This window comes from Mesorhizobium robiniae, from assembly GCF_040545535.1.
Taxonomy (GTDB): domain Bacteria; phylum Pseudomonadota; class Alphaproteobacteria; order Rhizobiales; family Rhizobiaceae; genus Mesorhizobium; species Mesorhizobium robiniae.
This window is the reverse complement of the sequence record NZ_JBEPMC010000008.1, coordinates 67417-93975: the sequence shown is the minus strand read 5'-3', so window position 1 is coordinate 93975 and position 26559 is coordinate 67417. Positions and strand designations below refer to the sequence as shown.

25 protein-coding genes are annotated in these 26559 nt (G+C 62.4%); 10 read left to right on the top strand and 15 right to left on the bottom strand.

Annotated elements, in window-relative coordinates; all coding sequences use genetic code 11:
- Window positions 1–33: 33 nt before the first annotated feature.
- The 5 genes from ABID19_RS22075 to ABID19_RS22055 form a co-directional block, all read right to left on the bottom strand.
- Complete coding sequence (locus ABID19_RS22075; RefSeq protein ID WP_354493086.1) at window positions 34–1068, bottom strand: extracellular solute-binding protein; 1035 nt, start codon at window positions 1066–1068, stop codon at window positions 34–36.
- A gap of 25 nt (window positions 1069–1093) precedes the next feature.
- Window positions 1094–1900, bottom strand: a complete 807-nt coding sequence (locus ABID19_RS22070; RefSeq protein WP_354493085.1) for an ABC transporter permease — start codon at window positions 1898–1900, stop codon at window positions 1094–1096.
- Window positions 1893–2813 carry an ABC transporter permease gene (locus ABID19_RS22065; protein WP_354493084.1) on the bottom strand — a complete coding sequence of 307 codons (921 nt, stop codon included), beginning with the start codon at window positions 2811–2813 and terminating at the stop codon, window positions 1893–1895. Before ABID19_RS22065 ends, ABID19_RS22070 begins: the two co-directional genes overlap by 8 nt.
- The gene (locus ABID19_RS22060) at window positions 2813–3907 is read right to left on the bottom strand and encodes an ABC transporter ATP-binding protein (RefSeq protein WP_354493083.1); all 1095 of its coding nucleotides are present in this window, start codon (window positions 3905–3907) and stop codon (window positions 2813–2815) included. The genes ABID19_RS22065 and ABID19_RS22060 overlap by 1 nt, the downstream gene beginning before the upstream one ends.
- 125 nt (window positions 3908–4032) lie before the next feature.
- On the bottom strand, window positions 4033–5700 hold the full coding sequence (locus tag ABID19_RS22055) for an amidohydrolase (RefSeq protein WP_354493082.1): 1668 nt from the start codon (window positions 5698–5700) through the stop codon (window positions 4033–4035).
- A 170-nt stretch (window positions 5701–5870) separates the two neighbouring features.
- On the opposite strand from ABID19_RS22055, the gene ABID19_RS22050 reads away from it, so the two are divergent.
- Both ABID19_RS22050 and ABID19_RS22045 read left to right on the top strand, forming a co-directional pair.
- Complete coding sequence (locus tag ABID19_RS22050) at window positions 5871–6905, top strand: histone deacetylase family protein (protein ID WP_354493081.1); 1035 nt, start codon at window positions 5871–5873, stop codon at window positions 6903–6905.
- A 359-nt stretch (window positions 6906–7264) separates the two neighbouring features.
- On the top strand, window positions 7265–8908 hold the full coding sequence (locus ABID19_RS22045) for an MFS transporter (protein ID WP_354493080.1): 1644 nt from the start codon (window positions 7265–7267) through the stop codon (window positions 8906–8908).
- 144 nt (window positions 8909–9052) lie between these two features.
- Here ABID19_RS22045 and ABID19_RS22040 read toward each other — a convergent pair whose 3' ends face one another.
- Window positions 9053–10465 carry a coiled-coil domain-containing protein gene (locus tag ABID19_RS22040; RefSeq protein WP_354493079.1) on the bottom strand — a complete coding sequence of 471 codons (1413 nt, stop codon included), beginning with the start codon at window positions 10463–10465 and terminating at the stop codon, window positions 9053–9055.
- Between the two features lie 689 nt (window positions 10466–11154).
- Between ABID19_RS22040 and ABID19_RS22035 the strand changes: the two genes are divergently transcribed.
- Window positions 11155–11439 carry an SCP2 sterol-binding domain-containing protein gene (locus ABID19_RS22035; protein ID WP_127293338.1) on the top strand — a complete coding sequence of 95 codons (285 nt, stop codon included), beginning with the start codon at window positions 11155–11157 and terminating at the stop codon, window positions 11437–11439.
- Between the two features lie 63 nt (window positions 11440–11502).
- On the opposite strand, the gene ABID19_RS22030 is transcribed toward ABID19_RS22035, so the two are convergent.
- Both ABID19_RS22030 and odc2 read right to left on the bottom strand, forming a co-directional pair.
- Entirely contained in the window at window positions 11503–12066 is a 564-nt protein-coding gene (locus ABID19_RS22030; RefSeq protein WP_435528766.1) for a GNAT family N-acetyltransferase, read from the bottom strand.
- 268 nt (window positions 12067–12334) lie between these two features.
- Window positions 12335–13468: an ornithine/lysine decarboxylase gene (odc2, locus tag ABID19_RS22025; protein ID WP_352933171.1), complete on the bottom strand. Its 1134-nt coding sequence runs from the start codon at window positions 13466–13468 to the stop codon at window positions 12335–12337.
- 543 nt (window positions 13469–14011) lie between these two features.
- Between odc2 and ABID19_RS22020 the strand changes: the two genes are divergently transcribed.
- From ABID19_RS22020 to ABID19_RS22005, 4 genes are all read left to right on the top strand, one after another.
- The gene (locus ABID19_RS22020) at window positions 14012–15238 is read left to right on the top strand and encodes an amidase (RefSeq protein ID WP_354493078.1); all 1227 of its coding nucleotides are present in this window, start codon (window positions 14012–14014) and stop codon (window positions 15236–15238) included.
- Between the two features lies 1 nt (window position 15239).
- Entirely contained in the window at window positions 15240–16139 is a 900-nt protein-coding gene (locus ABID19_RS22015; protein ID WP_352933167.1) for a LysR family transcriptional regulator, read from the top strand.
- Between the two features lie 85 nt (window positions 16140–16224).
- Window positions 16225–16893, top strand: a complete 669-nt coding sequence (locus ABID19_RS22010; RefSeq protein ID WP_354493077.1) for a DUF1007 family protein — start codon at window positions 16225–16227, stop codon at window positions 16891–16893.
- 4 nt (window positions 16894–16897) lie between these two features.
- Entirely contained in the window at window positions 16898–18037 is a 1140-nt protein-coding gene (locus ABID19_RS22005) for a nickel/cobalt transporter (protein WP_354493076.1), read from the top strand.
- A 28-nt stretch (window positions 18038–18065) separates the two neighbouring features.
- Here the strand turns inward: ABID19_RS22005 and denD are convergent, their stop codons facing one another.
- The 4 genes from denD to ABID19_RS21985 all read right to left on the bottom strand — a co-directional run bounded on the left by denD (window position 18066) and on the right by ABID19_RS21985 (window position 20998).
- On the bottom strand, window positions 18066–19043 hold the full coding sequence (denD, locus tag ABID19_RS22000) for a D-erythronate dehydrogenase (RefSeq protein ID WP_354493075.1): 978 nt from the start codon (window positions 19041–19043) through the stop codon (window positions 18066–18068).
- Between the two features lies 1 nt (window position 19044).
- Window positions 19045–19251 carry a hypothetical protein gene (locus ABID19_RS21995; protein ID WP_128241839.1) on the bottom strand — a complete coding sequence of 69 codons (207 nt, stop codon included), beginning with the start codon at window positions 19249–19251 and terminating at the stop codon, window positions 19045–19047.
- Between the two features lie 63 nt (window positions 19252–19314).
- Window positions 19315–20298, bottom strand: coding sequence for a cation diffusion facilitator family transporter (locus tag ABID19_RS21990; RefSeq protein ID WP_354493074.1), 984 nt, complete (start codon window positions 20296–20298; stop codon window positions 19315–19317).
- A 13-nt stretch (window positions 20299–20311) separates the two neighbouring features.
- Window positions 20312–20998: a GNAT family N-acetyltransferase gene (locus tag ABID19_RS21985; RefSeq protein WP_354493073.1), complete on the bottom strand. Its 687-nt coding sequence runs from the start codon at window positions 20996–20998 to the stop codon at window positions 20312–20314.
- An 83-nt stretch (window positions 20999–21081) separates the two neighbouring features.
- On the opposite strand from ABID19_RS21985, the gene ABID19_RS21980 reads away from it, so the two are divergent.
- Window positions 21082–22266 (top strand): pyridoxal phosphate-dependent aminotransferase, encoded by a 1185-nt coding sequence (locus tag ABID19_RS21980; protein ID WP_354493072.1) that lies wholly within the window; start codon window positions 21082–21084, stop codon window positions 22264–22266.
- Window positions 22267–22327: 61 nt separating this feature from the next.
- Window positions 22328–22708 carry a YciI family protein gene (locus ABID19_RS21975; RefSeq protein ID WP_354493071.1) on the top strand — a complete coding sequence of 127 codons (381 nt, stop codon included), beginning with the start codon at window positions 22328–22330 and terminating at the stop codon, window positions 22706–22708.
- A gap of 113 nt (window positions 22709–22821) precedes the next feature.
- Here ABID19_RS21975 and ABID19_RS21970 read toward each other — a convergent pair whose 3' ends face one another.
- From ABID19_RS21970 to trhO, 3 genes are all read right to left on the bottom strand, one after another.
- Window positions 22822–23577 (bottom strand): SDR family oxidoreductase, encoded by a 756-nt coding sequence (locus ABID19_RS21970; RefSeq protein ID WP_354493070.1) that lies wholly within the window; start codon window positions 23575–23577, stop codon window positions 22822–22824.
- A 228-nt stretch (window positions 23578–23805) separates the two neighbouring features.
- Complete coding sequence (locus tag ABID19_RS21965; protein WP_354493069.1) at window positions 23806–24570, bottom strand: tellurite resistance TerB family protein; 765 nt, start codon at window positions 24568–24570, stop codon at window positions 23806–23808.
- Window positions 24571–24813: 243 nt separating this feature from the next.
- Window positions 24814–25731, bottom strand: coding sequence for an oxygen-dependent tRNA uridine(34) hydroxylase TrhO (trhO, locus tag ABID19_RS21960; RefSeq protein ID WP_354493068.1), 918 nt, complete (start codon window positions 25729–25731; stop codon window positions 24814–24816).
- A 172-nt stretch (window positions 25732–25903) separates the two neighbouring features.
- Here trhO and ABID19_RS21955 point away from each other — a divergent pair, with 172 nt between their 5' ends.
- Complete coding sequence (locus ABID19_RS21955; RefSeq protein WP_354493067.1) at window positions 25904–26542, top strand: 2-dehydro-3-deoxy-phosphogluconate aldolase; 639 nt, start codon at window positions 25904–25906, stop codon at window positions 26540–26542.
- The last annotated feature ends 17 nt before the right edge of the window (window positions 26543–26559 follow it).

Sequence of the window (26559 nt, the reverse complement as noted above, 5' to 3'; positions counted from 1 at the left end):
CGGCGCTTCCCGCCGGGTCCCACGATGCTGCGATTACTTCTGCAGCTCGGTCCATATCCTGGTGTAGAGCGCCTGGACGTCGGGTGCGCAGCTCAGCATGAATTTGCCCTTGTCAGCGAACTCGGCGGGGATGTTGACCTCCGGCGCCGTCTTCATGTCCTCAGGCATGAAGGCTTCCGATCCCTTGATGCCGTTGGCATAGCGCGCGAAAGACGAGATCAGCGCCGCGTTCTCGGGTTCCATGATGAAGTTCTGGAACAGCTTGGCGTTTTCTACGTTCTTGGCGTCCTTCAGCACCGCGACGTTGTCCATCCAGATCGGAAAACCCTCCTTTGGATAGCCATAGACGATGTCTTTGTTCTGCAAACGGGCACGGAAGGAGGCACCGTTCCAGTCAACGCCGGCCGCAAAGTCGCCCTTGGAGAACTTCTCGACAGAACCGTAGTCCATGGAAATCCATTTCGGCTTGGCCGCCACCAGCGCATCGCGCACCTTCTTCAGCACCTCCTTGTCGCCGGTGCAGGGCTCACCGCCGATATATCTGATGGCGAGATGCATGACATCGGCCATTTCGGGAACGACGTTGACCTTGCCGACCAGTTCCGGCGGCGGGTCCATGAAGATGGCGGAAGTGTTGGGATCGCCCTTGTAGACAGAGGTGTTGACCGTCACACCGGTCGTACCCCACTGCCACGGCACGGTGTATTTACGGCCTGGATCGAAGGGAACATCGACCCATTTCGGGTCCATGTTCTTGAAGTTCTCCATCTTGTTGGGCTCCGTTTCCAGGAGCAGCCCTTCCTCGATCCAGATCGGCACGAAGCTCGCCGAGGGCACCACGATGTCGAAGCCGCTGCCGCCCTGCCTGATCTTGGCGAGCGCCGTGTCGTTGGAATCGTAGTCGGTGACGGTCACCTTGACCTTGAATTTTTCCTCGAACTTCTTGATGAGATCGGGGCTGGTGTAATTGCCCCAATTGTAGATGTTGAGTTCGCCATCGGCGCGGGCAATACCCGCCGAGGCGAGGAGCGCGGCGCCGAGCGCCGTCGCGGCCAGTTTCCACTTCATCGTTTCTCTCCTGTTACAGCTGATATCATTCCTGATCCTTTTTCCTGCTGATGAAAAAGAAGACGGTGACGATCAAGATCGAGATCAGCAGGAACACCGTCGAAATCGCGTTGATTTCCGGCGTGATAACGCGCCGGAACTGGCCGAGCATGTAAGTCGGCAACGTATCCTGGCCGCCGGACTTGACGAACTCCGTGATGACGACATCATCCAGCGAGATGACGAAGGCCAGCATCAGCCCGGCAAGGATGCCTGGCCAGAGCAGCGGAAAGGTGACGCGTCGAAAAGCCTTCCAGGGTGTCGCGTAGAGGTCGGCCGCAGCGATCTCCAACGTCAGATCCATGTTCTCGAGCCGCGCCCGGATCGGCAGATAGGCAAAGGGGATGCAAAAGGCCGTATGCGCGGCCATCAGGTAGCCCAACCCCGAATAGCCGGTCCAGATCTTGATGCGCGAAAAGAAGATCAGCAGCGCCACCGCGGTGACGATTTCCGGCACCATCAGCGGCTGGTTGATGAAGGCGTATTTGAAGCCGAGGCCGGGATATGGCTTCGTTCGGGTCGTGGCAAGCGCGGCCATGGTGGCGACGATCGTCGCAATAGTCGCCGCGACCGAAGCAATCTGCAGCGACCGGATCGAGGCGTCGACAACCTGGTTGTTGTTCCAGGCCTGGTAGAACCAACGCAGCGACACGCCTTCCCAGATCGCGATCGAACTGCCGGCGTTGAAGGCATAGACGACAACCGTGATGATCGGCAGGTAAAGCGCGAAGAAGCAGACCATCGCGATGGCCGTGAAGCCGGTCTGCCGGCGGATGTCGAAGCGGCTACCCATGCGTGCCGCCCTGACGCCCGGCGGAGCGGACATAAAAGAGCAGCGCCACCATCACGATCGCCATCAGCGAGATCGACAGCGCCGAGCCGAGCGGCCAGTTGCGGCCTTGCCCGAACTGCAGCTCGATCAGATTGCCGAGCATCATATTCTTCGACCCGCCGAGCACGCGCGGGGTGACATAAGCGCCCAGCGCCGGGATGAAGACGAGGATCGAGCCGGCGATGATGCCAGGCTTGACCAGCGGGACGATGACCCGCCTCAGCACCTGGAATCGGTTGGCGTAGAGGTCGTAACCCGCCTCGACCAGCCGGAAGTCGATCTTTTCCATGCTGGCATAGAGCGGCAACACCATCAGCGGCAGATAGACATAGGTCATGCCGACCATCAGCGCGAAATCGGTAAACATCATCTGGATCGGCTGGCTGATGATGCCGAGCTTGATGAGCACGGTATTGACGATGCCCTCGTTGCGGATCACCTCCTGGATGGCGAAGGTGCGGATCAGCAGATTGGTCCAGAAGGGGATGGTGATCAGGAACAGCCAGATCTCGCGCTGCCGCGCGGGGCGGGTGGCGATGAAATAGGCGGTCGGGAAGCCAAAGAGCAGCGTGAAGATCGTTGTCATAAACGACAGCTTGGCCGAGCGCCAGAAGATGGACAGATGCGCGTCGGCGAAGGCCAGCGTGTCGTCGAAGATGTCGCGCTGCATCACCACCGACAGCCAGCCGTCGGTGGAGAATTTCCACACCACGTCGCCATAAGGCCCCGGCGTCAGGAACGAGTAGATCACGACGATCAGCAGCGGGCCGGTTGCCGCGAGAAAGATGATGATCAGTGCCGGCGCTGACAGAAGCCAGCGGTCGCGGATATCTCTGCGTTCGGCTTCCTTGGCGACTTCTTGCGCGCTCGCCATCAGTCCCTCAGCACTTGTGCGGCATCGTTGCCGATCGAAATGCCGACCTTGTCTCCCCGCTCGAAACCGCAGCCTGCGCTGCGCGTGTTCTGCTGGCGCACAGTGAAGGCCTCGCTGCTGTCCAGGCGAACATGGATGTGCGTGTCGGTGCCGAAATAGACGATGTTTTCGACCGTGCCCGACAGGTCGCCCTTGCCGCTGGTCAGCTTGGCATGTTCCGGCCTGACCACTACGGTGGCGTTGTCCTTCGGCTGAAAGCCCTCAGCCACGGTTGCGTCGATCGTCGCGCCGGATTTGAGCGTTGCTCGTGCCTTGCCGTTGGCCATGCCTGTTATGGCCGCGGTCAGGAAATTGGTCTCGCCGATAAAGTCGGCGACGAAGCGCTCCGCGGGCTTGTCATAGATGTCCCAAGGCGTGCCGACCTGCAGGATCTTGCCCGACGACATCACCGCGATGCGGTCCGACATGGTCAGCGCTTCTTCCTGGTCGTGGGTGACGAAGATGAAGGTGATGCCGGTCTCGTGCTGCAGCCGCTTCAGCTCGATCTGCATCTCCTTGCGCAGCTTGAAGTCGAGCGCCGACAGCGGCTCGTCGAGCAGCAGCACTTTCGGCTGCGGCGCCAGCGCCCGCGCCAGCGCCACGCGCTGCTGCTGGCCGCCCGATATCTGGCTGGTGCGGCGGCCGCTGAGTGCTTCCATCTTGACCAGCTTCAGCATCTCGGTGACCCGCGCCTTCACTTCGGCTTTGGGCTTGCCGAGCATTTCAAGGCCGAAGCCGATGTTCTCGGCCACCGTCATATGGGGGAACAGCGCATAGTTCTGGAACACGGTGTTGACCGGCCGCTTGAATGGCGGCAGCGGGGCGATGTCCTGGCCATGCAGCAGTATCTCGCCGGCGCTCGGAAAGTCGAAGCCGGCAATCAGCCTCAGAAGCGTCGTCTTCCCGCAGCCGGATGGACCAAGCAGCGTGAAGAACTCATTTTCGCGGATCGACACCGAAACCGTGTCGAGAGCGGCGACCTGTGACCCCCCGGTACCGAATACCTTGCGGACGCCACGAATTTCAATTGCACTTTTACCCGGTTGTTCCGGCACGATTACCCCATTCTTGTGTCCGCTCTTATGGCGGATCCAGTTCCCACTCGATTGTCAGCACACGGTGCGCGGCTTGGCAAGCATACATCTGAATGTCGATTCAGAACGCAATTACCGTGCCACCGTCATGCCTGATAAGTGATCTTGCCGCCGCAGATCGTCGTAACCGGCCGCACCGTATGCAGCGCTTCCGGCGCGGTCGCCTCGATATCGGCCGAGAGCACCACGAGATCGGCCAAATAGCCTGGCTTCAGGCGGCCCTTGCGATGCTCCATGAACTCGGCATAGGCGCCTTCCACCGTGTAGCCCGCGAGCGATTCGTGCAGCGAGAAGCTTTGGTCGGGATCGCCGTCTGCCCATGGTTTGCGCAGCACTGCCGCCTGAATGCCCAGGATCGGATCGATCGGCGACACCGGCCAATCGGAGGCGAAGACGACACGCGCGCCGGCATTCTTCAGCGTCCGCCACGCATAGCTCAACGGCCAGCGGGCGCGTCCGATGCGCGATACCGTCGGCTCCAGCGGCAAGCCCATGCTGCCCGGCGGATGCGGCGGCTGCATCGAGGCGACGACGCCAAGTTTTGCGAAGCGCGGCACGTCGGCGGCGGTGATCACCTCGATGTGCTCGACCCGATGCCGGCTGTCGCGCTTGCCGTTTTGTTTCTGTGCCGCCTCGTAGCCGTCGAGCACGGCGCGCACAGCGCCGTCGCCGATCGAGTGCACCGCCATCTGCAGTCCGCGCCTGTCGACGGCCACGGCAAGGTCGATGAATTGCTGCGGCGTGAACAGCGGCTCGCCCACCCAATCCGGACGGTCTGCATAAGGCTCGACCATCACCGCCGTCCATGAATCGAGCACGCCGTCATAAAACACTTTGACCATGCCCGACGACAGCCATTCGCTCTTGTAGCGCTCTGCCATCGCCGACGCCTTTTCGAGCATGTCGAGCGTCATGAAGTTCTTGTAGTGGAACGGCACCTGCACGCGGCACAGCAAGCCACCTTCGGCCTCGATCTCTGACAGGAGTTCGAGCTGGTGCAAATTGCCGTCCATGTTCTGGACCGATGTGATGCCGTGCCTGGCACACCATTCCAGTCCGCGGCGCATGATCGCCCGGTCCGAAGCTTGCTCCGCCGGCGTCGGCTTTGGGTCCGGCTCACCGCCGGTGGCAAAACCGAGCCACACGCGATCCTCGCCGGCCAACGCGATCAACGGCCCGAAAGCCTCGCCCTCGCGCAATTCGCCACTGGCCAGCCCGTCGTCGCCCATGACGATCTCGTTGCCTGGGCCAAGCTGTTTGCCTCTAAGCAGTCCGGCCAATTCCAGTGCCTTGGTGTTGGCCCACATTGTGTGGTGGTCCGGCGCCGCCATGACGAAGGGCCGGTCCGGCAGGATACGATCGAGGTGATGGCGGCTGACCCGCTCGACCGCCGACAGGATGGTGTAGTCGGCACCTTGCGCCTGCAGGATGGGCAGGTCCGGCCGCTTTGCGGCATAATGGCGCACAGCGTCGCGAAGCGCCTCGAAACCGTGGACGCCCATCAGTTGGAGATGATCGAGCTCGGCCGCGCCGCCGAAGAGATGCATATGCGCTTCGATAAAGCCTGGCACAACGGAGCCGCCGCCGGCATTGATGACGCGTGTGCCGGGGCCTTTGTGCTCCAGCACAGTGGCGCGATCTGCGATCGCAATGATCTCACCATCCTTGACGGCTATGGCTTCGGCACGGGGAGTATCGGGATCCATCGTCAATATGCTGGCGTTCTCGACGATCAGATCGGCCGATGGCGGCATAATTTTCTCCCGTTTGAGCCTAGGCTAGCAGAGTATTGGCGTCTGGCAAGCCGTCTGCTGCCACTTGCAACAACGGTCTGGAATACCTCTTGGCGGCGCTGAAACTCTCTGCCACAAAGCAGTCCATCAATGACAAATACGCAACTCAAAGAGCAAACCGGGCCCGCAAGATGAAGACTGTTTTCTCGCCTCTCCACGCTGGTCACGCCGGCAATTTCGAGCTCATTTCAGGCGCCATCGTGCCGGCCTTCGAGAAGCCCTCGCGCGCCGAGTTCATCAAGGCCAGGGTGGAGAGCGAAAAGCTCGGCCCGATTCTGCCACCCGACACTCACGATCTCGCTGCCGCCAGGAAGGTGCACACCAGCGACTACATCGATTTCCTGCCAACCGTATGGCCGCTCTGGGAGGCGTCCGGCCGGGCGGGCTCGGCCATCCCCTTCACTTGGCCGACGCGTGGCCTACGGGGCGATGTGCGCCCCAGAACCATCGATGCGCTGCTTGGCTTTTACTCCTTCGACGGTGGCGCCACCTTCGTCGAAGGCACCTGGGATGCGGTCAAGTCGTCTTATGACGTGGCGCTGACCGCGGCCGCGCTGGTCAAGGGCGGCGAGACCTCCGCCTTCGCGCTCTGCCGCCCGCCCGGCCATCACGCCGGCGCTGCCTTCATGGGTGGCTATTGCTACATCAACAACGCCGCCGTTGCCGCGCAATGGTTCCGCGACCAGGGCGCCAAGCGCGTCTCGATTCTCGATGTCGACTACCACCACGGCAACGGCACGCAGGAGATCTTCTACAGCCGCGACGACGTGCAGGTGCTGAACCTGCATGGCGACCCGATGACCGAATATCCATTCTTCCTTGGTCATGCCGATGAGCGCGGTGCCGGCCCCGGCGAGGGCTTCAATGTCAATTATCCGATGCCGTTCGGCACCTCATGGGACGGCTGGAATGCCTCGTTCGAAGACGCCTGCGCGAAACTTGCGGCTTACGCTCCCGATGTCGTCGTCGTTTCGCTCGGCGTCGACACGTTCGAGAAGGACCCGATCAGCAAGTTCAAGCTGAAAAGCACCGACTATCCCAAGATCGGCCGCCGCATCGCCAAGCTCGGCCTGCCGACGCTGTTCGTCATGGAAGGCGGCTATGCCGTCGAGGAAATCGGCATCAACGCCGTCGGCGTGCTGACCGGATTCGAAGACAAGCAGTAAGCCGGCACCAGGCCCACCAAACGGGCGCGCCAGTGCTCGGCGCGCAGCTTGCCCAGAACGCAGACCGCTGCGTTGACGCCGCAGCGAGGCGCGATGAACCGTCCAGGTTGTGGCTGATCGGCATGGAACTTTCCTGCGTCCTCACGTCGGCGGGCCCAAAGTCGGCGACCTCACCGAAGCGCTTGACGCTGCCTGCAAGGATGGCCGCTGACTTGTTCCAGCGTCCGCTATCCTGTTGTTGGACCATGATCTTCTTCGAAAAGGCGTTCGCCCTTTGCTAAGTCATGCACTACTTTGAAAGAATGGAATGAGGGCACCGATTCTGGAAGAAGGCAGCATTTGAAGTCGGGGAAGCATCCATGATCGACGACGAGCCGGACAGCGAACGCGTCTCGGCGCTGGCGCCGTTCCGGCATGGCATTTTTCGCGCTGTATGGTCCGCCAGTCTGGTTTCGAATTTCGGTGGTCTGATCCAGGGCGTCGGCGCCGCCTGGATGATGACCACCATCGCCACCTCGCCCTACCAGGTTGCGCTGGTCCAGGCTTCGACCACCTTGCCGATCATGCTGTTTGCGCTGGTTGCCGGTGCGATCGCCGACAGCTTCAACCGGCGCAAGGTCATGCTGATTGCCCAGATCTTCATGCTGGTCGTCTCGGTTCTGCTGACAGTGTTCACCTACCTTGGCTTGATAACGCCGTGGACGCTGCTCGCCTTCACCTTCCTGATCGACAGCGGCACGGCGCTCAACAACCCGTCGTGGCAGGCGTCGGTCGGCGACATGGTTCCGCGCGCCAAGCTGCCTGCGGCCGTCGCGCTCAACTCCTTGGGCTTCAACCTGACGCGCAGCGTCGGCCCGGCGATCGGCGGCATCATCGTTGCCGCTGCGGGTGCAGCCGCGGCCTTTGCCGCCAACGCATTGAGCTATGTCGGTCTCATCATCGTGCTGGCCCGCTGGAAGCCGGACTTGCCGGCCTCGACACTGCCGCGCGAGACGCTGGGCGCGGCGATGGGCGCCGGCCTGCGCTACGTCGCCATGTCGCCCAACATCGGCAAGGTGCTGGTCAGGGGTGCGGCTTTCGGCTTCAGCGCCGGCGCGGTTCTGGCGCTGCTGCCGCTGGTGGCGCGCGATGTCGTCAACGGCGACGCCTTGACCTACGGCATCATGCTCGGTGCTTTCGGTATCGGCGCCGTCGGCGGCGCGCTGATCAGCGTCCGACTGAGGCAGATCCTGTCCAGCGAGACGATGGTGCGCATGGCATTCGCCGGCTTCGCGCTCTGCGCCTTCAATGCCGCCGTCAGCGACCAAGCCTGGCAGACCTCGCTCGGACTGCTCGTAGGCGGCGCCTGCTGGGTGCTCGCGCTGTCGCATTTCAACGTCACGGTGCAGATGTCGACGCCGCGCTGGGTGGTCGGCCGGGTGCTGTCGGTCTATCAGACGGCAACCTTCGGCGGCATCGCGCTCGGCAGTTGGATCTGGGGCGTCGTGGCTGACGCGCATGGCGCCGAAACCGCGCTGATGGCGGCAAGCGTGGCGATGCTGGCGGGCGGCGCCATCGGCCTGCTTTTGCCGCTGCCGCAGCATGCGGTGCTCAACCTCGATCCACTCAACCGCTTCAAGGAGCCGCATCTTGGGCTCGACCTCAAGCCGCGCAGCGGCCCTATCGCCATCATGATCGAGTACGTCATCCGCGAGGAGGACGTGCCGGAATTCCTCGCCACCATGGCCGAACGCGGCCGCATTCGCCGCCGCGACGGCGCCCGCAACTGGACGCTGGCGCGCGATCTTGAAAATCCCGCAATATGGATCGAGCACTATCACACCCCGACATGGCTCGAATACATCCGCCACAATAAGCGGGCCACCCATGCCGACGCGGTCATCGGCGAGCGCATACGGGCGCTCCATAGCGGCGACGAGCCGCCGCGCGTCCGCCGCATGATCGAGCGTCCGACAACCGCCGGCACGGCAATCGTCATGCCCAAAGGACCGATCGAGCACTGAGCAATTCCAGGAAAATGTGAAACGGTTTTTCAGGGAAAAGCGCTTAGCGCTTTGCCCGGGGAATTGCGCAAAAACAAGAAATAGGCCGGTCCGGCGTTTCCGTGAAACGATGAACCGCTTTATGTGGGCAGCCCATCCTGCGCGTCAGGATGCGGCGCGCAGGCTCGTGCGAACGCGCCGCCGGCTTGTGGCGCGGGCCTTTTCCGCCACGACGCCGGTGAGCTCGACCACGCTGTCTTCATGCGGTCTGGCGTTTGTGACCTTGTGGAGGCGCTCATAGGGCAACAGCTCCTTGACCCGGGCATCGAGCAACGCGACTTCGGCTCGCAGATCTTCGCACTCCTGCCTCTGGACATCGAACTGTATCTGTTCCGATGCCTGCTGCAGGGAAAGCTGCGAAAAATTCGCGCTCACCGTAGAAAGATTCATCTTGTCGTTTTCGTGCTCCTTTCTGAGAGCAGACAACCTTTCCTCGGCAATTTGCTTTTCGGTCACAGCGTCAGCCCATTGAGCCTTGAGCTTGGCGATCTCGCTGGCGGCTTGACTGTTCTCGTTCGAGGCAACCTCCAATCGCGATTGGAGATTGCGGATTTCAGAGCGCAGGCCGCCGATCTCGGCGACACTACGTGCACGCTCCGCTTCCCTGTCACCCTCCACGAGGCGGGCCGCTTCCGTCATTTCCGACAGCTTCGCTTGCGCGACATCGAGCGATTTCTGCAATCGCATTTCCTCTTTCTCGCTCTTGCCGAGCGCAGTCAGCAGTTCCGAAAGTCGCGTGGCATCACTGGCATGAATCGCCGAGAGTTCATCCAGCCTGTGCCGCGCCTCAGCTTCCCGTTTCTGCGCCTTGTCGAGGTCGATAGACAGGCTGACATGTTTTTCCCGCAGTATCTCGTTCTCGCGTGAGCATCTGTTGACCTCGGCCGTTCTGGCCGAAAGCGTCTTGACGAGATCGCCGAACTCGGCTTCGCGTTCTGCGCTCGCATTGCCTGCCACGACGAGTTCCAGCCTCGCTGCAGCCAGCGCGCCGCGAAGTGCCTCCTTGTCCTCGACCAGGCTCGTCTCGCGCTGCTGCAGGGTCTCGACGGCGCTTTCGCGCTCGCGCTGCCTTTTGGTCGCATCATGGAGCTGCTCCGACAGCACTCTTTGCTGCGTGGTCAGGTTGACATTTGCCAGTTCCAGTTCGTTGGCGCGAAGAATATCCCCGTGAAGCAGCTTCAGGAATTCGCCTGTCAAATGGTGCGAGGTAGCGATCTCCGATAATTTGGTGTTGATCTCCTCCAGATACTCCCTGGCATCGTCGAAGAGCCCATCGACGGCGTTTAATGCAGCCAATCGGGTCTGTGCATGGGAAGTCAGCCGCCGTGCGGTTTCGTCCGTACCGTCAGACTGAGAGTTGTCATTTTTTGCCGCGAGATTCTCAAGCGGGCCGGCCTCCACCGACGACTGGTCGTCCAGGTTGAGACACTCATCGAACGCATCCGCCAAATCGGCTTCGAGCTCCTTGAACGCTCTATCGACCTTCTCGGCACGCTTGATCAGACTTTTAATTTTCATCACTGAACATCCCCGATTGTAGCGCCATCAGGGGGGTCTCGATCCTCGCCTCCCGAATACGGGCCATCCTCCGTCCCCTGAACGTGCGGTCGCCGCGTGAGATGACCGCTCTTTGAAATCTGACGTCATGATCCCGTTTGCATCACTTCCGAGCGCATGAGGCCAAGCCCACGCTAGGGACAGGCTTGGCCAATGTCCTCGTCTGTTTAAATGACGCAAACCATAACTGCCCTGATTGGTGGCTACAGCTGCCCTGATTGCCGATTTTGGGCAAACAAGCCACCGGAGGAACATCCGCTGGAGTTTCAGATTTTGGTACGACGGCTACCGACCGTCACATCTGCGATCATCATCGTGTTGTTCACGACGTGACAGCCCCCCGGGGCATGCGGCTCGGCCCTAGCCCCGCCCGACAGATCCCGCCTTGCCTTGTCGAGCTCTTCGGCATAGCGCCGCATCACATCGCATGGCAACCGCAACACCGGCCGCCACAGGTAGCGTGGACGGCCGGCTACGCTGCGGCGATAAAACCCATCTCCATCTCGGCGAACCGCGTTGACGTAAACGTCAACCCAAAGCTATATGCGCCAGCGACCGTGATCGCGAAATGCACAAGGCGGCGATTTCGGCCAGATCGAAATGTCCCAGTATCAATGTGCGACAAACGCAACGAGACGAGGAGAACGGCCATGGGCGTTCAGGAAATTGCCGACAAGATTAGTGCGCGCGTGGCGAGTGCCGGGTTCGATCGTTCCGTGAAGTTTGACACCGGCGGCGACGGTGTCATCGTCATCGACGGCGCTGATGTGTCGACCACCGACGCGCCAGCAGACTGCACCATAAAGCTTTCGCTCGACGATCTGGAGTCGCTGATCGCAGGCGATCTCAACCCGACCATGGCGTTCATGTCCGGCAAGATAAAGGTCGAAGGTGACATGAGCGTCGCCATGGCATTGAGCCAGCTGATCGGCTGATCCACTCCGATCCGGGCTAAAAAGAAGACGCCGCCCGTTGGGCGGCGGCTTGTTTCCGGTCCGTCAGGCAGCGAGCGGCAGCCGCTGTGTCTTCAGCTTGCGCCCTGCCGCCTTCAGCGTGCCCTGCGCGTCGGCGAGCGCGCCTTCCGCCAGTTCAAGCGCCAGCAAGCGGTGCCGTTCATAAGGGCCCGGCATGGCCAGCGAGCCGGTCTTCTCCGCCGAGAACCCGAAGCGTTCATAATAGGGCGCGTCGCCGACCAGGAGGACCGCAGCGTGGCCGAGACGCGCGGCTTCGGCGATCGCATGGCGCATTAGCGCCGAGCCGATGCCGGCGTTCTTGATGGTCGGATCGACTGCGAGCGGGCCAAGCAAAAGGGCTGCCCGACCGCCCTCACCCAGCACGACATCCCATAGCCGCACCGTGCCAGTGACAGCGCCCGAAGCATCGCGCGCGACAAAGGCCAGGCCTTCCGAAGGCCGGCGGCCACGCCGCAGCTTCTCCGATGATTTTTTCCTGCGCTTCGGCCCCATGGCGCGATCGAGCAAGGCCTCGCGCGCCGGAACGTCGGCAGCGGTTTCGGCGACGATGGCAAATGCGACAGCAATCTCCCCCCTTGAGGGGGAGATGTCGCCACAGGCGACAGAGGGGGTCGGCACGTCCTGACGCGACGCCCTATCGTGGGCGAAGGACGTCGGCGCCTCACGCGAGACGACCCCCTCTGGCCTGCCGGCCATCTCCCCCTCGAGGGGGGAGATTTGCCAGCCCGCAGCGTCTTCAACAATGAAATCTACAACGTCCATTTCCGCGATCCTTCACGAGCGGATTGTTCCACAGGCGAGCCCGGGCGGGCGACAGGCGCCCACCTGGGATGATCTGAGCGGTTCTCTCGAACCGTCAGATCACGTAGGATCGGAGAGGCTCGAAGCCGTTGAAAGCGACCGAGGCGTAGGTCGTCGTGTACGCGCCGGTGCCTTCGATCAGCACCTCGTCGCCGATGGTCAGCGACAGCGGCAGCGGATATGGCGTCTTCTCGTACATCACGTCGGCCGAATCGCAGGTCGGACCGGCGAGCACGCAAGGCGCGGTCTCGGTGCCGTCATGCGCGGTGACAATCGGGTAGCGGATCGCCTCGTCCATCGTCTCGGCGAGACCGCCGAACTTGCCGATGTCGAGGAACACCCAGCGCACATTGTCGTTGTCCGCCTTCTTCGAGATCAGCACGACTTCCGACTTGATGACGCCGGCATTGCCGACCATGCCGCGGCCCGGCTCGATGATGGTCTCGGGCAGCGCGTTGCCAAAATGCTTGCGCAGCGCCGAGAAGATCGCCTGGCCGTAGGCTTGTGCCACCGGCACATCCCTGAGGTAACGGGTCGGGAAGCCGCCGCCCATATTGACCATCTTGAGCACGATGCCTTCCTCTGCGAGCGACGCGAACACCTTTTTGGCATCGCCCAGCGCGCGGTCCCAGGCGGTGAGGTCGGTCTGCTGCGAGCCGACATGGAACGACACGCCGTAGGCGTCGAGGCCGAGCGTCCTCGCATGGCGCAGCACGTCGACCGCCATATCAGGCACGCAGCCGAACTTGCGCGACAGCGGCCATTCGGCGCCTTCGCCGTCGGTCAGCACGCGGCAGAACACCCGGGCGCCGGGTGCAACGCGAGCGATCTTTTCGACCTCCTCGACGCAGTCCACCGCGAACAGCCGGATGCCGAGCTGAAAGGCGCGCTGGATGTCGCGCTCCTTCTTGATGGTGTTGCCGAAGGAGATGCGGTCCGCCGGCGCACCGGCGTCCATCGCCATCTCGACTTCGGCAACGGAAGCGGTGTCGAAGGACGAGCCCATCGCAGCAAGGAGGCGCAGGATTTCCGGCGCCGGGTTTGCTTTCACCGCATAGTAGATTTTGGAATCGGGAAGCGCCTTCTCGAAGGCGCGGAAATTGTCGCGCACGACATCGAGATCGACGACGAGGCAAGGGCCGTTCGGACGTCGGGTGGCGAGGAAGTCAAGGATACGCTGGGTAGCCATCGGGGTCTCTCCATCAGCGCCCTTCGGCGCGCACAAAGGCTGCGGGACGCGGGCTCTCGGCCTCGCGAACACGCGGTGGACAAAGGCGGGACGAAAATCCATGGAACCAGCCGGTGGAGACCCCGGAACCATGAAGCGCCGTCTCGCGGCGGTGAACCTTGGCCTTGCCCGGCCTCGGTTCGCTTTGTCTGCCTTGGCTTGGATGGGAGACCCGTCCGCACTGCCGGCAATGAAGGTGTGCCTCTTCAGTAACCCCGGTCTTTGGACGACCGGCAGAACACCAGAAAGGCCCGCACCGTCGTTGCTTCAAGGTGTCCTCGGTTTGGTGGTTGGCCACTAAACCGACTGGAGGGGTTGGCTCCAGTTACCTTACCGATATCCCTCACCATTTTGAGGATCGGCGGACACCCACAGGCACGTGCGACTTTGGGCAAGCGCGATATAAGGTCGAAGGATTTCACAATCAATAAAAATCGACAGGCAAGGTTGTAAAATTTCCAACGGCGAACAATGTTGGACAGACTGTATCCGGATATTGAACGCATGACAGGCACTCGCGGCCCTTTGAACGCTTTTCTCGACCTCGACCAGATCCCAAGGCAGATACATGGTGCCAATAGGCAATCAGGCCCGCTTGCCGGCCTGCGGCTGGCCGTCAAGGACATCTTCGACGTGGCCGGCTACCGCACCGGCTGCGGCAATCCGCAGAGACAGCGTGAGGCCTCGCCCGCCACAGCAACCGCGCCTGCCGTCCAGGCACTGCTTGATTCGGGCGCGTGCTTCGTCGCCAAGACGCAAACCGACGAGTTCGCCTTTTCGCTGATGGGGCTGAACGCGCATTTCCCCTCGCCGGTCAATCCGGCCGCACCCGACCGCATCACCGGCGGTTCGTCGTCCGGATCCGCCTCGGCGGTCGCCGGTGGTCTTGCCGACATCGCCACCGGGTCCGACACCGGCGGCTCGATCCGCGCGCCGGCAAGTTTCTGCGGTCTGATCGGTCTCAGGATTACGCATGGCCGCATTTCGCTCGATGGCACCATGCCGCTGGCCTCTTCCCTCGACACGTTCGGGTGGTTTGCCAAGGATATGGCCACCTATGACAAGGTCGGCGCAGTACTGCTCGGCGACGATCTGCACCGTCGCGAACTACAACGCCCCCTCGCGCTCGATGCGCTGGACGGGCTCGTGCTCGGCCCGCAGGAAGCCGATGCATACCGCGGCATGATCCGGCATGTCTCTTCGATTATCGGCGCGCCGCAGACCACCGGCCCGCTCTCGCATTCCACCGACGATCTCTACTGGTGCTTCCGCAAGCTGCAGGGATACGAGGCCTGGCAAAATCATGGTGCCTGGATCTCGCAGGAAAACCGGATGCTGGGCCCCGGCGTCAAGGAACGATTCGAGCATGGCGCGACCATCGACGCCGCGACGGCGCGACATGAAACGCAGCGCCGCGGCGCCTTCCGTCTCGAACTTGCCGAGCGTCTTGGCGAGGACGGCGTTCTTGTGCTGCCGACCGTGCCGGGCGCCGCCCCGCTCAAGGCCAATTCCTTTGACGATCTACAGACGTACCGCGAACGCGCGCTGAGACTATTGTGTCTTTCCGGCCTGTCAGGCTTTCCGCAGATCACCCTGCCGCTCGGTAAAGTCGACGGCGCTCCATTCGGCCTGTCGCTGCTCGGACCAAAGAACAGCGACCGGCAGTTGCTGACGCTTGCCGCGCGCATCCTTTCAGCCAACCAAGGAGCGAACACCATGGGGAGCGCATGACATGGATACGCTGACCCGCATGCGCGCCTTCATCGACGTGGTCGAGGCCGAAGGTTTTTCGGCGGCCGCGCGCAAGATCGGCCGCTCCAAGGCGCTGCTGTCCAAATATGTGCGCGAGTTGGAGGACGAACTCGGCGCGCTTCTGCTCAACCGCACCACGCGGCAGTTTTCGATGACAGAGGCTGGCCACACCTATTACCGGCGCGCCTCCGAAATCGTGCGCGAGGTCGACAGCCTCGCCGATGCGGTGCGCGAATCCTCCGGCGACGTGCGCGGCAGGATCAAGCTTTCAGCGCCGCGCACATTTGCCGACGCACCGATCGGACAGTCGCTGATCGACTTCGCCAAGCAGCACCCCGACATCGTGCTCGACATTCATCTCGACGACCGCTTCGTCGATCTGGTCGAGGAAGGGTTCGATCTCGCCGTGCGCATTTCGCGGCTGGAAAACTCCTCGCTGATCGCGAGGCGGCTAGCGCCGTTTTCGGTGCGGCTCTGCGCATCTCCCGAGCTGATTGCCAAGCACGGCATGCCGGTGCGGCCGCAGGACCTTGGCCGCATGCCCTGCATCATCGATACAAATGGCCGCTGGATGACCAACTGGCCGTTCAAGGGCGACAGCGGCGACACGGTGAGCGTTTCGGTCTCCGGTCCGATCGAGGTCAACAGTCCGATGGCCGCAAGGGCCGCTGCCGTGGCTGGGTTGGGATTTACCATCCTGCCGGATTTCATCGCCGCGCCAGATATCGAAAGCGGCCGGCTGGTGACTGTACTGGACGACCGCATCCTTTCCGGTAGCGGCATCTTCGCCGTCTATCCGCACCGGCGCTATTTGCCTGCCAAGGTTCGCGTCTTTGTCGACTTCCTGGTGCAGTGGTTCAAGACGAATGACAGCGCATGAGCTTTCAGCCGCCTTGCGGTCCCATTTTCGCCCCCTTTCTGGTAACTCTCGATATTTACCGAAGTCGATGGAATCGCGACCGAGAATGCATCTGAAACGGCAAGCAATCATGATGGCTTCGGCCATGGCGGCGACATTTGCCATGGTCGTGCCGGCCGAAGTGCATCCCCACGTCTTCGCCGAGGCCCGCCTCGAAGTGGTTCTCAGCCCGGATCACCAAAGTGTGAAGGCGTTGCGCCATCTCTGGCGCTTCGACGATTTGTTTTCGAGCACGGTGATGATGGAATTCGACAAGAATTCCGACCTGAAACTCGACGACAAGGAGTTGAAGGAAGTCGCCGACACCGTCCATGCTTCGCTGGCGGAGTTCAATTACTTCCAGCTCGTCACCGTCGACGGCAAGGACGAAGCGATGAACCCACCACCGCAGTTGATGGCCAATTTCGAGAACGACCAACTCATCATCCTGTTCGAATCCGAACCGAAGGGGCCGATGAAGCTGGCCGGCAAGATCGATATCGGCGTCTACGACCCGACCTTCTATACGGCGATCGATTTCACCGAAGACGCCAATCTGCAGGTCGATGGCATGCCGTCGACATGCACGAGCAAGGTCGTTCGTCCGAACCCCGACGAGGCGATCGCCGAGAACCAGAAGACGCTGACGGACGCCTTCTTCAACGATCCGACGGGCACGGATATGAGCAAGATTTTTGCGACCAAGCTTGAAATGAACTGTCAGCGAGAAGGATAATCCAGTGACGAAACCGTCCCTGCGTTTGGCGTTCGGCCTTTTGGCCGTCGCCCTCGTGCTGACGCACTTGCTCGGCGCCGCCCACGCCCAGAGCTCGCTCGGCATCGGCACCAATGACGGGATAGCTCCCACAACCGGCCCGTTCGCCCACGTCCTGATGTGGATCAATCTGCGCCAGCAGGAATTCTATCGCGCGCTTGCCGGCGCGATGAAGGCGATGCGCGAGGACGGCAGCAAGCTGTGGCTGCTTATCGGCCTGTCCTTCGCCTATGGCATCTTTCATGCCGCCGGCCCCGGTCACGGCAAGGCGGTGATCTCGTCCTACATGGTGGCCAACGAAGTTGCGCTCAAGCGCGGCATCATGCTGTCCTTCGTCTCGGCCCTGCTGCAGGCGCTGACGGCCATCCTCGTGATGATGCTCGCCTATTTCGTCCTGCGCGGCACCGCCATATCGATGACCGACGCAGCATGGTTCCTCGAAATTGTAAGCTATGTCTTCGTCACGCTGTTCGGCGCCTGGCTTCTGTGGCGCAAGGCCGGTCCTGCTATCCTTGGCCTGTTCGGCGCGAACCCTGCCTACAGCCTCTCCGCCGCCCATGCCGGCCATTCGCACGCAGGCCATTCTGCACATGCGCATTCGGTGCATTCCCATGCGTTTCACGCGCATGGCCACGCCGGCCACGATCATGATGACCACGATCACGGCGCACACGACCATCACCATGGCGGGCACGATCATCATCACCACGCGGCGGGCGAGATCTGCGAGACATGCGGGCATTCCCACGCGCCCGACCCGGCGCTGCTTTCCGGCGACCGCTTCGACTGGCGCACTGCCTGGTCGGCGGTGGCTGCGGTCGGCATCCGGCCCTGCTCGGGCGCGCTGATCGTGCTGAGTTTTGCCATGCTCAACGGGCTATGGTTCGGCGGCATAATGTCGGTGCTGGCCATGGCGCTCGGCACCGCAATCACCGTCTCGATCCTGGCGACGCTGGCGGTGACGGCCAAGAACTGGGCGGTCTATTTCGCCGGCGACGGCCGCATGGGCAACCGCATCCATTCGATCGTCGAAATCGGCGGCGCGGCCTTCGTCTTCCTGTTCGGATTGCTGCTGCTTTCGGCAAGCCTGACGGCTGGCGGATGACGCTTGGGCGCGTTCGACTGGATGCACTCTAGCTCGCGACTTTTCCGTCCAGCTCGTCCTCGATATGCGCGCGAATGATGTCGTCGAAGCTGGTTTCGGCGGCAAAGCCAAGCTCCCTCGACCGCCGCGCCTCGAACCGTGTCGGCCAGCCCTTGACGATCGCCCAGATCGTTTCGTCGGGCTCCTCGCGGATCAGTTTCACCGCGTTGGCGCCGGCAATGCGTTCCAGCGCCTCGATCTGCTCGCCGACCGTGACCGCGACGCCGGGCATCGTCAGATTTCGGCGCGGACCGACGGCACTGCCGTCGATCCCTGCTGCGTGGATCAAAAAATTCACCGCCGAGCGCGGGCTGGCATGGGTGTGCAAGACAGAGCGCGGCACCGGCAATATCGCTTCCTGGCCGCTTAACGGCTCGCGGATGATACCGGAAAAAAAGCCGGAGGCTGCCTTGTTCGGCTTTCCCGGCCTGACGCAGATAGTCGGCAGCCTGATGCCGATGCCGTCGAAGAAGCCGCGCCGCGTATAGTCGGCCAAGAGCGCTTCGCCCATCAGCTTCTGCGTGCCGTAGGAGGTCAATGGTGTCGGGTGGAATTCGTCTGATATAACGTCCGGAAATGGCGCGCCAAACACGGCGATCGACGAGGTGAAGACGACACGCGGCGCAAACCCGGTCAGCCTTATGGCATCGAACAGCGCCCTGGTGCCGTCGAGATTGACGCGGTAGCCGAGATCGAAATTGGCTTCCGCCTCGCCCGATACCACACCTGCCAAGTGGAAAATCACGTCGGGGCGCGACGCGACCAGCCTTTCCGTCGCGCTCGGCGCAGCAAGATCGCCGGTGTGGATGGCAACATCAACGCCTTCCAGGACCGGCGCCTGCGGCGGCACGATATCGTGAAGGTCGAGCGCGGCGATTTTCCGGCCGCTGAGCGTTCCGTCCTTCGCCAACCGGGCGATGAGCTTGCGGCCGACCATACCTGCCGCGCCGGTAATCAAAATACGCATATCATTTTCCTCTTTTGCGCTGGCTGCGACCGCGCAGCCAGAACACGACGAAGATCGCCACCATGAAGACAGCGGCAATGGCAGCTGCAAGAATGGTCGAGACGCGGCCGACCGCCAGCATCACCGTTGGCAGATAGTAGGCGGCGATGCCGAACAGCAGCAGCACCCAGAGGGCGCCTATCGCCGCATTGCGCGTGTCGCGGTCCATCAAGTTGTCCCGGCGCGGCGGGGGTTCATTAAGCTCATTGCCAATGCCATGAAGTTCCCTGGATCAGTGATAGTGGCCACCATGCGGTGCCGCCTCGTGCGTATGATCGTGCTCGTCATGCTCGTGATGGCTGTCGGCGCACTGGCCGAATTCCGGTTCGACGGTGGCATGGGCAATACCATGCGCGGCCGCGAGCCGCTTCTTGATGGCGCTGACTGCGGCATGGGCGTCGACCCCCTCGTTGAGGCAGGCATGCAAGGTCGCCATGTTGCTTGACCCATCGAGCGACCAGACATGCATGTGATGCACCTCGCGCACGCCCTTGACCGTCTCCTCTATGTCCCTGGCAATCAGGTCGCGATCGAGGCTCGCCGGCACGCCTTCGAGCAGGACATGGGCTGCTTCGCGCATCAGCGACCAGGCCGTGGACAGGATCAGCAGCGAGACAAGGACGGACAGGATCGGATCGATAGGCGTCCAGCCGGTCGCCAGGATGATCAGCGCAGCTATGATCGCTGCCGCCGAGCCAAGCAGATCACCGAGCACATGCAGGATGGCGCCGCGCATGTTCAGGCTGTCGCGGTCGCCGCCATGCAGCACGAAGAAAGAGGCGATATTGACCAGAAGGCCGGCGATCGCAACGACCAGCATCGGCCCGCCGAGCACGGGCGCGGGCGTCAGCAGGCGTTCCCAAGCCTCATAGATGATCCACAGCGCAATGGCGAAGATCGCGATGCCGTTGGTATAGGCAACCAGCGTCTTGACACGGCCGAAACCATAGGTGAGGCGAACGGTGGCCGGCCGGCCGGCCAGATGAAAAGCATACCAGGCAAGGCCGAGCGCGATACAATCGGCGAGCATGTGGCCGGCATCCGCCAGCAGTGCCAGCGATCCGGTAAAGAGACCGCCAAGCGCTTCCACGATCATGAACCCAGCGGTCAGGCAGGCCGCGATCAGCACCCGCTTCTTATCGGTTGAGCCGTGCGCATGGCCGGCGCCGTGGCTGTGGGCATGCCCCTGCGAACCGTGATCATGGGTATGCGCCATTCACCAACTCCCGCTACGCGCCGAACTCGGCGCGGAAATCCTCCAGCCGTCGCTTCTGTCGGCCGTCGCCATCGAAATTGGCCGGATCGAGCCATGCCTCATAGGCTCTGCGCAATGCCGGCCACTCCTTGTCGATGATCGAATACCACGCGGTATCGCGGTTTTCGCCCTTGACCACAAGATGCTGGCGGAAAATGCCCTCGAACTTGAAGCCGAAACGTTCCGCCGCGCGCTTCGACGGCTCGTTGCGGTTGTTGCATTTCCATTCGTAGCGGCGATAGCCAAGCTCGTCGAAAATGTATTTCATGAACAGGAACTGCGCTTCCGTCGCTCCCGGCTTACGCGAGATCAGCGGACCCCAATAGATGTTGCCGATCTCGATCACGCCATAGGCCGGATCGATGCGCATCAGCGTCTGGCGTCCGGCAATTTTCCCGCTGGGCCTGTCGATGACGGTGAAGAACAGCGGATCTTCGCTGGCTTCAGCCTTGTCCAGCCAAGGCTGGAAGGCGGCACGGGTCTGCGGTGGGTAGTCGGGCAGCCAAGCGAAGCGGCCATCTATGTCGGGCACCGAAGATGCTTCAAACAAGCCGTCGCCGTGCTTTTCAGCGCTGAGCGGTTCAAGCCTGACGGTGCGACCCTCCAGCACTTTGCGTTCAGGCCGCGGGCGCGGTTGCCAATTCTCAAGGTTTTCCGACACCAAAAACTCCAATCCGTTTGACTTTTGTGAGCGGAGGCTCACAAAAACGCTCGCTCGATGCAAGAACCACACGGACGGGAAAAATGCTCCACACGATTTCGGCCTTCGATCGTCTTGGCGAGGAAAATGCCTTCGCGGTGCTGGCGCGTGCCACCGCGCTCGCCCTTCAGGGCCGCGATATCGTCAATCTCGGCATTGGCCAGCCCGACTTCAAGACGCCGCAGCACATCGTCGAGGCAGCGATCAAGGCGCTGCGCGACGGCCATCACGGCTACACGCCGGCCAACGGCCTGCTGGCGACGCGCGAAGCGGTGGTGCGCCGCACGCTGACCACCACCGGCGTCGAGGTGTCGCCCGAAGCCGTGATGATCCTGCCCGGCGGCAAGCCGACCATGTTTGCCGCGATCCTGATGTTCGGCGAACCGGGCGCTGAAATCCTCTATCCCGATCCCGGCTTTCCCATCTATCGCTCGATGATCGAGTTCACCGGCGCCGAACCGGTACCGGTGCCGATGCGTGAGGAGAACGGCTTTGCCTTCTCGGCGCAGGAGACGCTGGCGCTGATCACGCCGAAGACCAGGCTGCTCATCCTCAACTCGCCGGCCAACCCGACCGGCGGGGTCACCCCCCGCGCCGAGATCGAGAAGCTGGTCAAGGGGCTGGAAGCGCACCCTGATGTCGCCATCCTCTCTGACGAGATCTACGACGTGATGACTTATGACGGCGAGACGCACTGTTCGCTGCTCAATTTCCCTGAAATCCGTGACCGGCTGATCGTGCTCAACGGCTGGTCGAAGACCTGGGCGATGACCGGCTGGCGCATGGGCTGGTCGATCTGGCCGAATGGTGACAAGGGCGCCCACCTCTACGACAAGGTGCGCAAGCTGGCGGTCAATTGCTGGTCCTGCGTCAATGCGCCGAGCCAATATGCCGGCATCGCCGCCATCGACGGCCCGCAGGACGCCGTCAACGAGATGATGCGTGCCTTCGACCGCCGCAGGAAGGTCGTGGTCGAGGGGCTGAACGCTTTGCCTGGCGTTTCCTGCATCACGCCGAAGGGCGCATTCTATGCCTTCCCCAATGTCTCAAAAACCGGCTGGAAGGCCAAGAAACTCGCCTCGGCTTTGCTCGAGGATGCCGGCGTGGCGCTGATCGGCGGGCCTGATTTCGGCATTCTGGGTGAAGGCTATATCAGGCTGTCCTACGCCAACTCCGAAGAGAACATCCTGCGCGCGCTGCAGCGGATCGAGGCGTTTCTGGGCAAGTGAGGCAACCGCAATCCCGAAATCGATTTCGGGGGATCATGCGACCGACGAAAGGTGACGTCAGATGTTCTACGCAATCCTCGCCTATCACGTGGAAGAAGCGATCACGGCGCTAACGCCGGAGGAGGACGCGGCGCTGATGGCCGACCTGCTCCAGATCAACGATCGGCTCCACCGGGAAGGCGTTCTTGGGCCGGCTGCGCGGCTTGGGGCGACACAAGACGCCTTTACCTTGCGCGGGCCGGGTGCCGGAATGGTCATTGATGGCCCCTTCGCCGAGACCAAGGAGCAATTGTTGGGGCTCTACGTTGTCGACTGCGCCACGCGTGATGCCGCGATCGCGGTTGCACGCGACCTTCGTCGCGTTAATCCGACCGCCGTCTACGAAATCCGCCCGATTTCGCTGTATCTTCCCGGCGTGCCGCTTTCGGTCGCGCCATCCTAGAGCGCGTCGCGTCTGAAAGGATTCATGCGACGCGCTTTAAGTTCTTGTTTTTATGCATGTCTTTATCTCAAAACCGCTGCGCACTTTTGAGCGACATGCATTAGATCGGCTGCTCACCCTCGCCCGACATACGGCATCTTCGTCGCCATCACGGTCATGAACAGCACATTGGCATCGAGCGGCAGGCTGGCCATGTGAACGACGGCATCGGCGACGCGCTCGACGTCCATCACCGCTTCGGCGGCGATGGAGCCATTGGCCTGCGGCACCCCGACCGTCATCGCTTGCGCCATCTCGGTCAAGGCGTTGCCGATGTCGATCTGGCCGCAGGCGATGTCATAGGGCCGGCCGTCCAGCGCCAGCGTCTTGGTCAGCCCGGTAATGGCGTGCTTGGTCGCGGTATAGGGCACCGAGCCCGGTCGGGGCGCGTAGGCCGACACCGAGCCGTTGTTGATGATGCGGCCGCCCATCGGCCGCTGCCTGCGCATGGCGCCAAAGGCGGCGCGGGCACATAGGAACGAGCCGGTCAGATTGACCCCGACGATGTCATTCCACACTTCGACCGGGATCTCGTCGATCAACGTCGACTTGTAGCCCATGCCGGCATTGTTGAAGAGCAGGTCGACACGACCGAAAGCCGCCGCCACCGTCTCGAACAGATCGTCGACCTGGTCGGCCTTGCTAATGTCGCAGGCAACCGCCAGCGCCTTGGCTTGTGTCGATCCTGCCTCGGCGATTGCCTCTTTGAGCACCTGCTCGCGGCGTCCACAGAACACCGTATTCCAGCCGGACTTGAGCAGCGCCGTAGCGACGCTTTTGCCGATGCCCGTGCCGGCGCCAGTGACGATGGCTGTTTTGTAATTTGCCATAGGTTCCTCCGAAGAAAGCGAGCCATCGCAAATGATGGGAATGATGGCAAGACCGATGACGCGTCACAAGACCGATGACGTTAACAAAAGGGCGGCCATTGGCGGCCGCCCTGATCCGAACCGGGCTTGGGAGGAGGAAAGCCGATCCGACTGCCTAAAATCATGCGCTTGCCGGGTTAACGAAACGTTAGCGCGAAATCTTGCCGGTCAGCCCTCTATGGTTGCAGCCTACCAGCGCGAATTGGGCGCGGTCTTGCTGGCGACCTTTGCTGACTTGCTGGCGCCCGATGCCGGCACCTTTGCCGCCGACACCGTCGCCTCGACGTGGTCGACCAGCGCGTCCGGCAGGCCGAGGCGGCCGGCGAGCAGATCGAGATAGCCGCGTTCGGCACGCGTATCCGGGTCGATGGTGAGGCGCGAGGCGGTGTAGAGTTCGAGCTTCTGCGCGTCGGTTTGGGCGCCGGCGACCAGCGTATCCAGATCGAGCGGCGTTTCCAGCTCCGAAATCAGGAATTTCTCGGCGTCGGAGTCGATGCCCGCGAGGCTGAGCTTGCCGGCGATCTTTTGCCGTTCCTCGTTGTCAATATGGCCGTCGGCCTTCGCCGCCGAAATCATCGCCCGCACCAGCGTCAGCGTGAATTCGTTCTCGCCTTGCGGCGCCTGCGAGGGGTGGAAGGGGGTGTCGGCGGGCGGCGGCAGCAATTCCGGTTCACCAGCCACCTGCGTCTCAGCTGGCGCGCTGCCGCTCTTGTAGTTCTGGTAGGCTTTGTAAGCGAGGCCGCCGATCGCAGCCAGGCCGCCGAGCTTCACCGCGGTGCCGGTGACCTGACGGCCGGCGCCGGTTCCAAGCAGCACCGCAGCGAGCGCACCGGCGGCCAGCGGATTGTCCTTGGCCATCTGCACCGCCTGACCCGCCTTGTCGCGGACGGTCGACCCCGTTCCGGGAATTTGCGAGCCGAGCAGATCGTCGAGAAGCTTCTTGGGATCGAACATCAATGCCTCCAGAATTGGCCCGGCCGAATTTGCACGGGCAGGTTTTCGGACGTTGGAGAGGTAGGCCCCGCATATTGACATTACAATGACGGATGAGCGCTTTACTAGCGACGGCGGACGCAAGGTGATGTCAGGATTTATCTTGTCCTAACGCAACGGCCCGCAATTTTTGGAAAGCACGATGCGCAGTTCAGATGTGTTAGGGCGTACTTTGGGTGTTCAAGTGGGCGCGCGAAGTACGCTCTAATGTCCGATATGGCTGCGACCCCCGCGCGCTTGCGCCAGCTCGACCTGGCGCTGGCGCTCGGCATAGCGCGCGCGATCTTCGTCCGAACGAGCGTCGAAGCAGTGCGGGCACGAGGTGCCGGCAGCGTATTTCGGCGATAACAGGTCCTGCCCGGTCAGCGGATGCCGGCACGCGCGACACAGTTCGGCCTCCCCCTCGACCAGGCCGTGCGACACCGAGACACGCTCGTCGAAGACGAAACACTCGCCCTTCCAGAGGCTCTGTTCGGCGGGCACTTCTTCGAGATATTTCAGAATACCGCCCTTGAGATGGAATACGTCCTCGAACCCGAGCGACTTCACATAGGCTGTCGCCTTCTCGCAGCGTATGCCGCCGGTGCAGAACATGGCCACCTTCCGGCCGACGAGCTCGGCCTGATGCTGCTCGACCCAGGCCGGGAATTCGCGAAAGCTCGTCGTGCCGGGATCGACCGCCCCCTTGAAGGTGCCGATCGACACCTCATAGGAATTGCGCGTGTCGATGACGATCGTGTCCGCATCCGAGATCAACGCGTTCCAGTCGGCCGGCGCGACATAAGTGCCGGCGCTTGCCGCCGGATCGATATCCCTGACCCCCATGGTGACGATCTCGCGCTTCAGCCGCACCTTCATGCGGTGGAACGGCATTGCAGCGGCACTGCTGTACTTGACCTCGAGACCGGCGAGGCCTTCGATGGATTCGAGATAAGCGATGAGCCCGGCGATATCGGCTTCGCTGCCGGCGACCGTGCCGTTGATGCCCTCATGCGCCAGAAGCAGCGTGCCTTTGATACCGCGTCCGCAGCAGAAGGCGGCGAGCGGCGAGCGCAACGCCTCGAAGTCGTTGAGCCGGGCAAACCGGTAGAGCGCGGCGACGCGAAAAGGTTGATTGGTCATCGCCGAAGCCACTAAACGCTGATGAGAGCCGTTTCAAGGCTGATGCGTGGATCAGCCTCTCCCTGGCAGCTTTGATAGCCGGCAGTGCGTGACACTGCGACACGCGTCGTTTCGTGGACAGAAAAACAGCCTTCTGCTAACCGGTTGAACGGATCAATACGGAGAGACGACAATGCCCAGCAAGACCGAAAAGCTACTGTCGCTCCTTAACGGCCAGCCGGTCATCCCGGTGCTGAAGATCGCTAATGTCGCCGACGCCGTGCCGCTGGCGCGCGCGCTGGCGCGCGGCGGCCTGCCGGCGATCGAGATCACACTGCGGACCGCCGATGCGCTGGAGGCGATCCGGCTCGTGGCAAGCGAAGTCGAGGACGCCGTCGTTGGCGCAGGCACCATTCTGGACGCGCGCCAATTCGGCGAGGCGGCAGCTGCCGGTTCGAAGTTCATCGTCAGCCCCGGCATCACCCGCGAGCTTCTGGCAGCCGCGAAGGACAGCGACGTGCCGTTGCTGCCCGGCGCCATCACGCCGGGCGAGATCATGGCCGCCCGCGAGGCAGGCTTGCGTTTCCTGAAATTTTTCCCGGCGGAACAGTCGGGCGGCATCGCATCGCTAAAGGCATTCGCCTCGCCGCTGGCGGATGTCAAATTCTGCCCGACCGGCGGCATCACCGGCAAGAACGCCGCCGACTATCTGAGCCTGCCAAACGTCATCTGCGTCGGCGGCTCCTGGGTAGCACCGGACGATTTGGTCAAGGCCGGCAGGTGGGACGAAATCGAAGCCTTGGCGCGCGCGGCGAGCAAGCTCGGGCGCTAGCGACACTTTCAGCGCAA

Excerpts from the sequence above, each read along its gene's own strand:
- ABID19_RS22075 (WP_354493086.1), bottom strand. The coding sequence starts at position 1,068 with ATGAAGTGGAAACTGGCCGCGACGGCGCTCGGCGCCGCGCTCCTCGCC.
- ABID19_RS22070 (WP_354493085.1), bottom strand. The coding sequence starts at position 1,900 with ATGGGTAGCCGCTTCGACATCCGCCGGCAGACCGGCTTCACGGCCATC.
- ABID19_RS22065 (WP_354493084.1), bottom strand. The coding sequence starts at position 2,813 with ATGGCGAGCGCGCAAGAAGTCGCCAAGGAAGCCGAACGCAGAGATATC.
- ABID19_RS22055 (WP_354493082.1), bottom strand. The coding sequence starts at position 5,700 with ATGCCGCCATCGGCCGATCTGATCGTCGAGAACGCCAGCATATTGACG.
- ABID19_RS22050 (WP_354493081.1), top strand. The coding sequence starts at position 5,871 with ATGAAGACTGTTTTCTCGCCTCTCCACGCTGGTCACGCCGGCAATTTC.
- ABID19_RS22045 (WP_354493080.1), top strand. The coding sequence starts at position 7,265 with ATGATCGACGACGAGCCGGACAGCGAACGCGTCTCGGCGCTGGCGCCG.
- ABID19_RS22040 (WP_354493079.1), bottom strand. The coding sequence starts at position 10,465 with ATGAAAATTAAAAGTCTGATCAAGCGTGCCGAGAAGGTCGATAGAGCG.
- ABID19_RS22035 (WP_127293338.1), top strand. The coding sequence starts at position 11,155 with ATGGGCGTTCAGGAAATTGCCGACAAGATTAGTGCGCGCGTGGCGAGT.
- odc2 (WP_352933171.1), bottom strand. The coding sequence starts at position 13,468 with ATGGCTACCCAGCGTATCCTTGACTTCCTCGCCACCCGACGTCCGAAC.
- ABID19_RS22020 (WP_354493078.1), top strand. The coding sequence starts at position 14,012 with ATGACAGGCACTCGCGGCCCTTTGAACGCTTTTCTCGACCTCGACCAG.
- ABID19_RS22015 (WP_352933167.1), top strand. The coding sequence starts at position 15,240 with ATGGATACGCTGACCCGCATGCGCGCCTTCATCGACGTGGTCGAGGCC.
- ABID19_RS22010 (WP_354493077.1), top strand. The coding sequence starts at position 16,225 with ATGCATCTGAAACGGCAAGCAATCATGATGGCTTCGGCCATGGCGGCG.
- denD (WP_354493075.1), bottom strand. The coding sequence starts at position 19,043 with ATGCGTATTTTGATTACCGGCGCGGCAGGTATGGTCGGCCGCAAGCTC.
- ABID19_RS21995 (WP_128241839.1), bottom strand. The coding sequence starts at position 19,251 with ATGGACCGCGACACGCGCAATGCGGCGATAGGCGCCCTCTGGGTGCTG.
- ABID19_RS21990 (WP_354493074.1), bottom strand. The coding sequence starts at position 20,298 with ATGGCGCATACCCATGATCACGGTTCGCAGGGGCATGCCCACAGCCAC.
- ABID19_RS21980 (WP_354493072.1), top strand. The coding sequence starts at position 21,082 with ATGCTCCACACGATTTCGGCCTTCGATCGTCTTGGCGAGGAAAATGCC.
- ABID19_RS21975 (WP_354493071.1), top strand. The coding sequence starts at position 22,328 with ATGTTCTACGCAATCCTCGCCTATCACGTGGAAGAAGCGATCACGGCG.
- ABID19_RS21970 (WP_354493070.1), bottom strand. The coding sequence starts at position 23,577 with ATGGCAAATTACAAAACAGCCATCGTCACTGGCGCCGGCACGGGCATC.
- ABID19_RS21965 (WP_354493069.1), bottom strand. The coding sequence starts at position 24,570 with ATGTTCGATCCCAAGAAGCTTCTCGACGATCTGCTCGGCTCGCAAATT.
- trhO (WP_354493068.1), bottom strand. The coding sequence starts at position 25,731 with ATGACCAATCAACCTTTTCGCGTCGCCGCGCTCTACCGGTTTGCCCGG.
- ABID19_RS21955 (WP_354493067.1), top strand. The coding sequence starts at position 25,904 with ATGCCCAGCAAGACCGAAAAGCTACTGTCGCTCCTTAACGGCCAGCCG.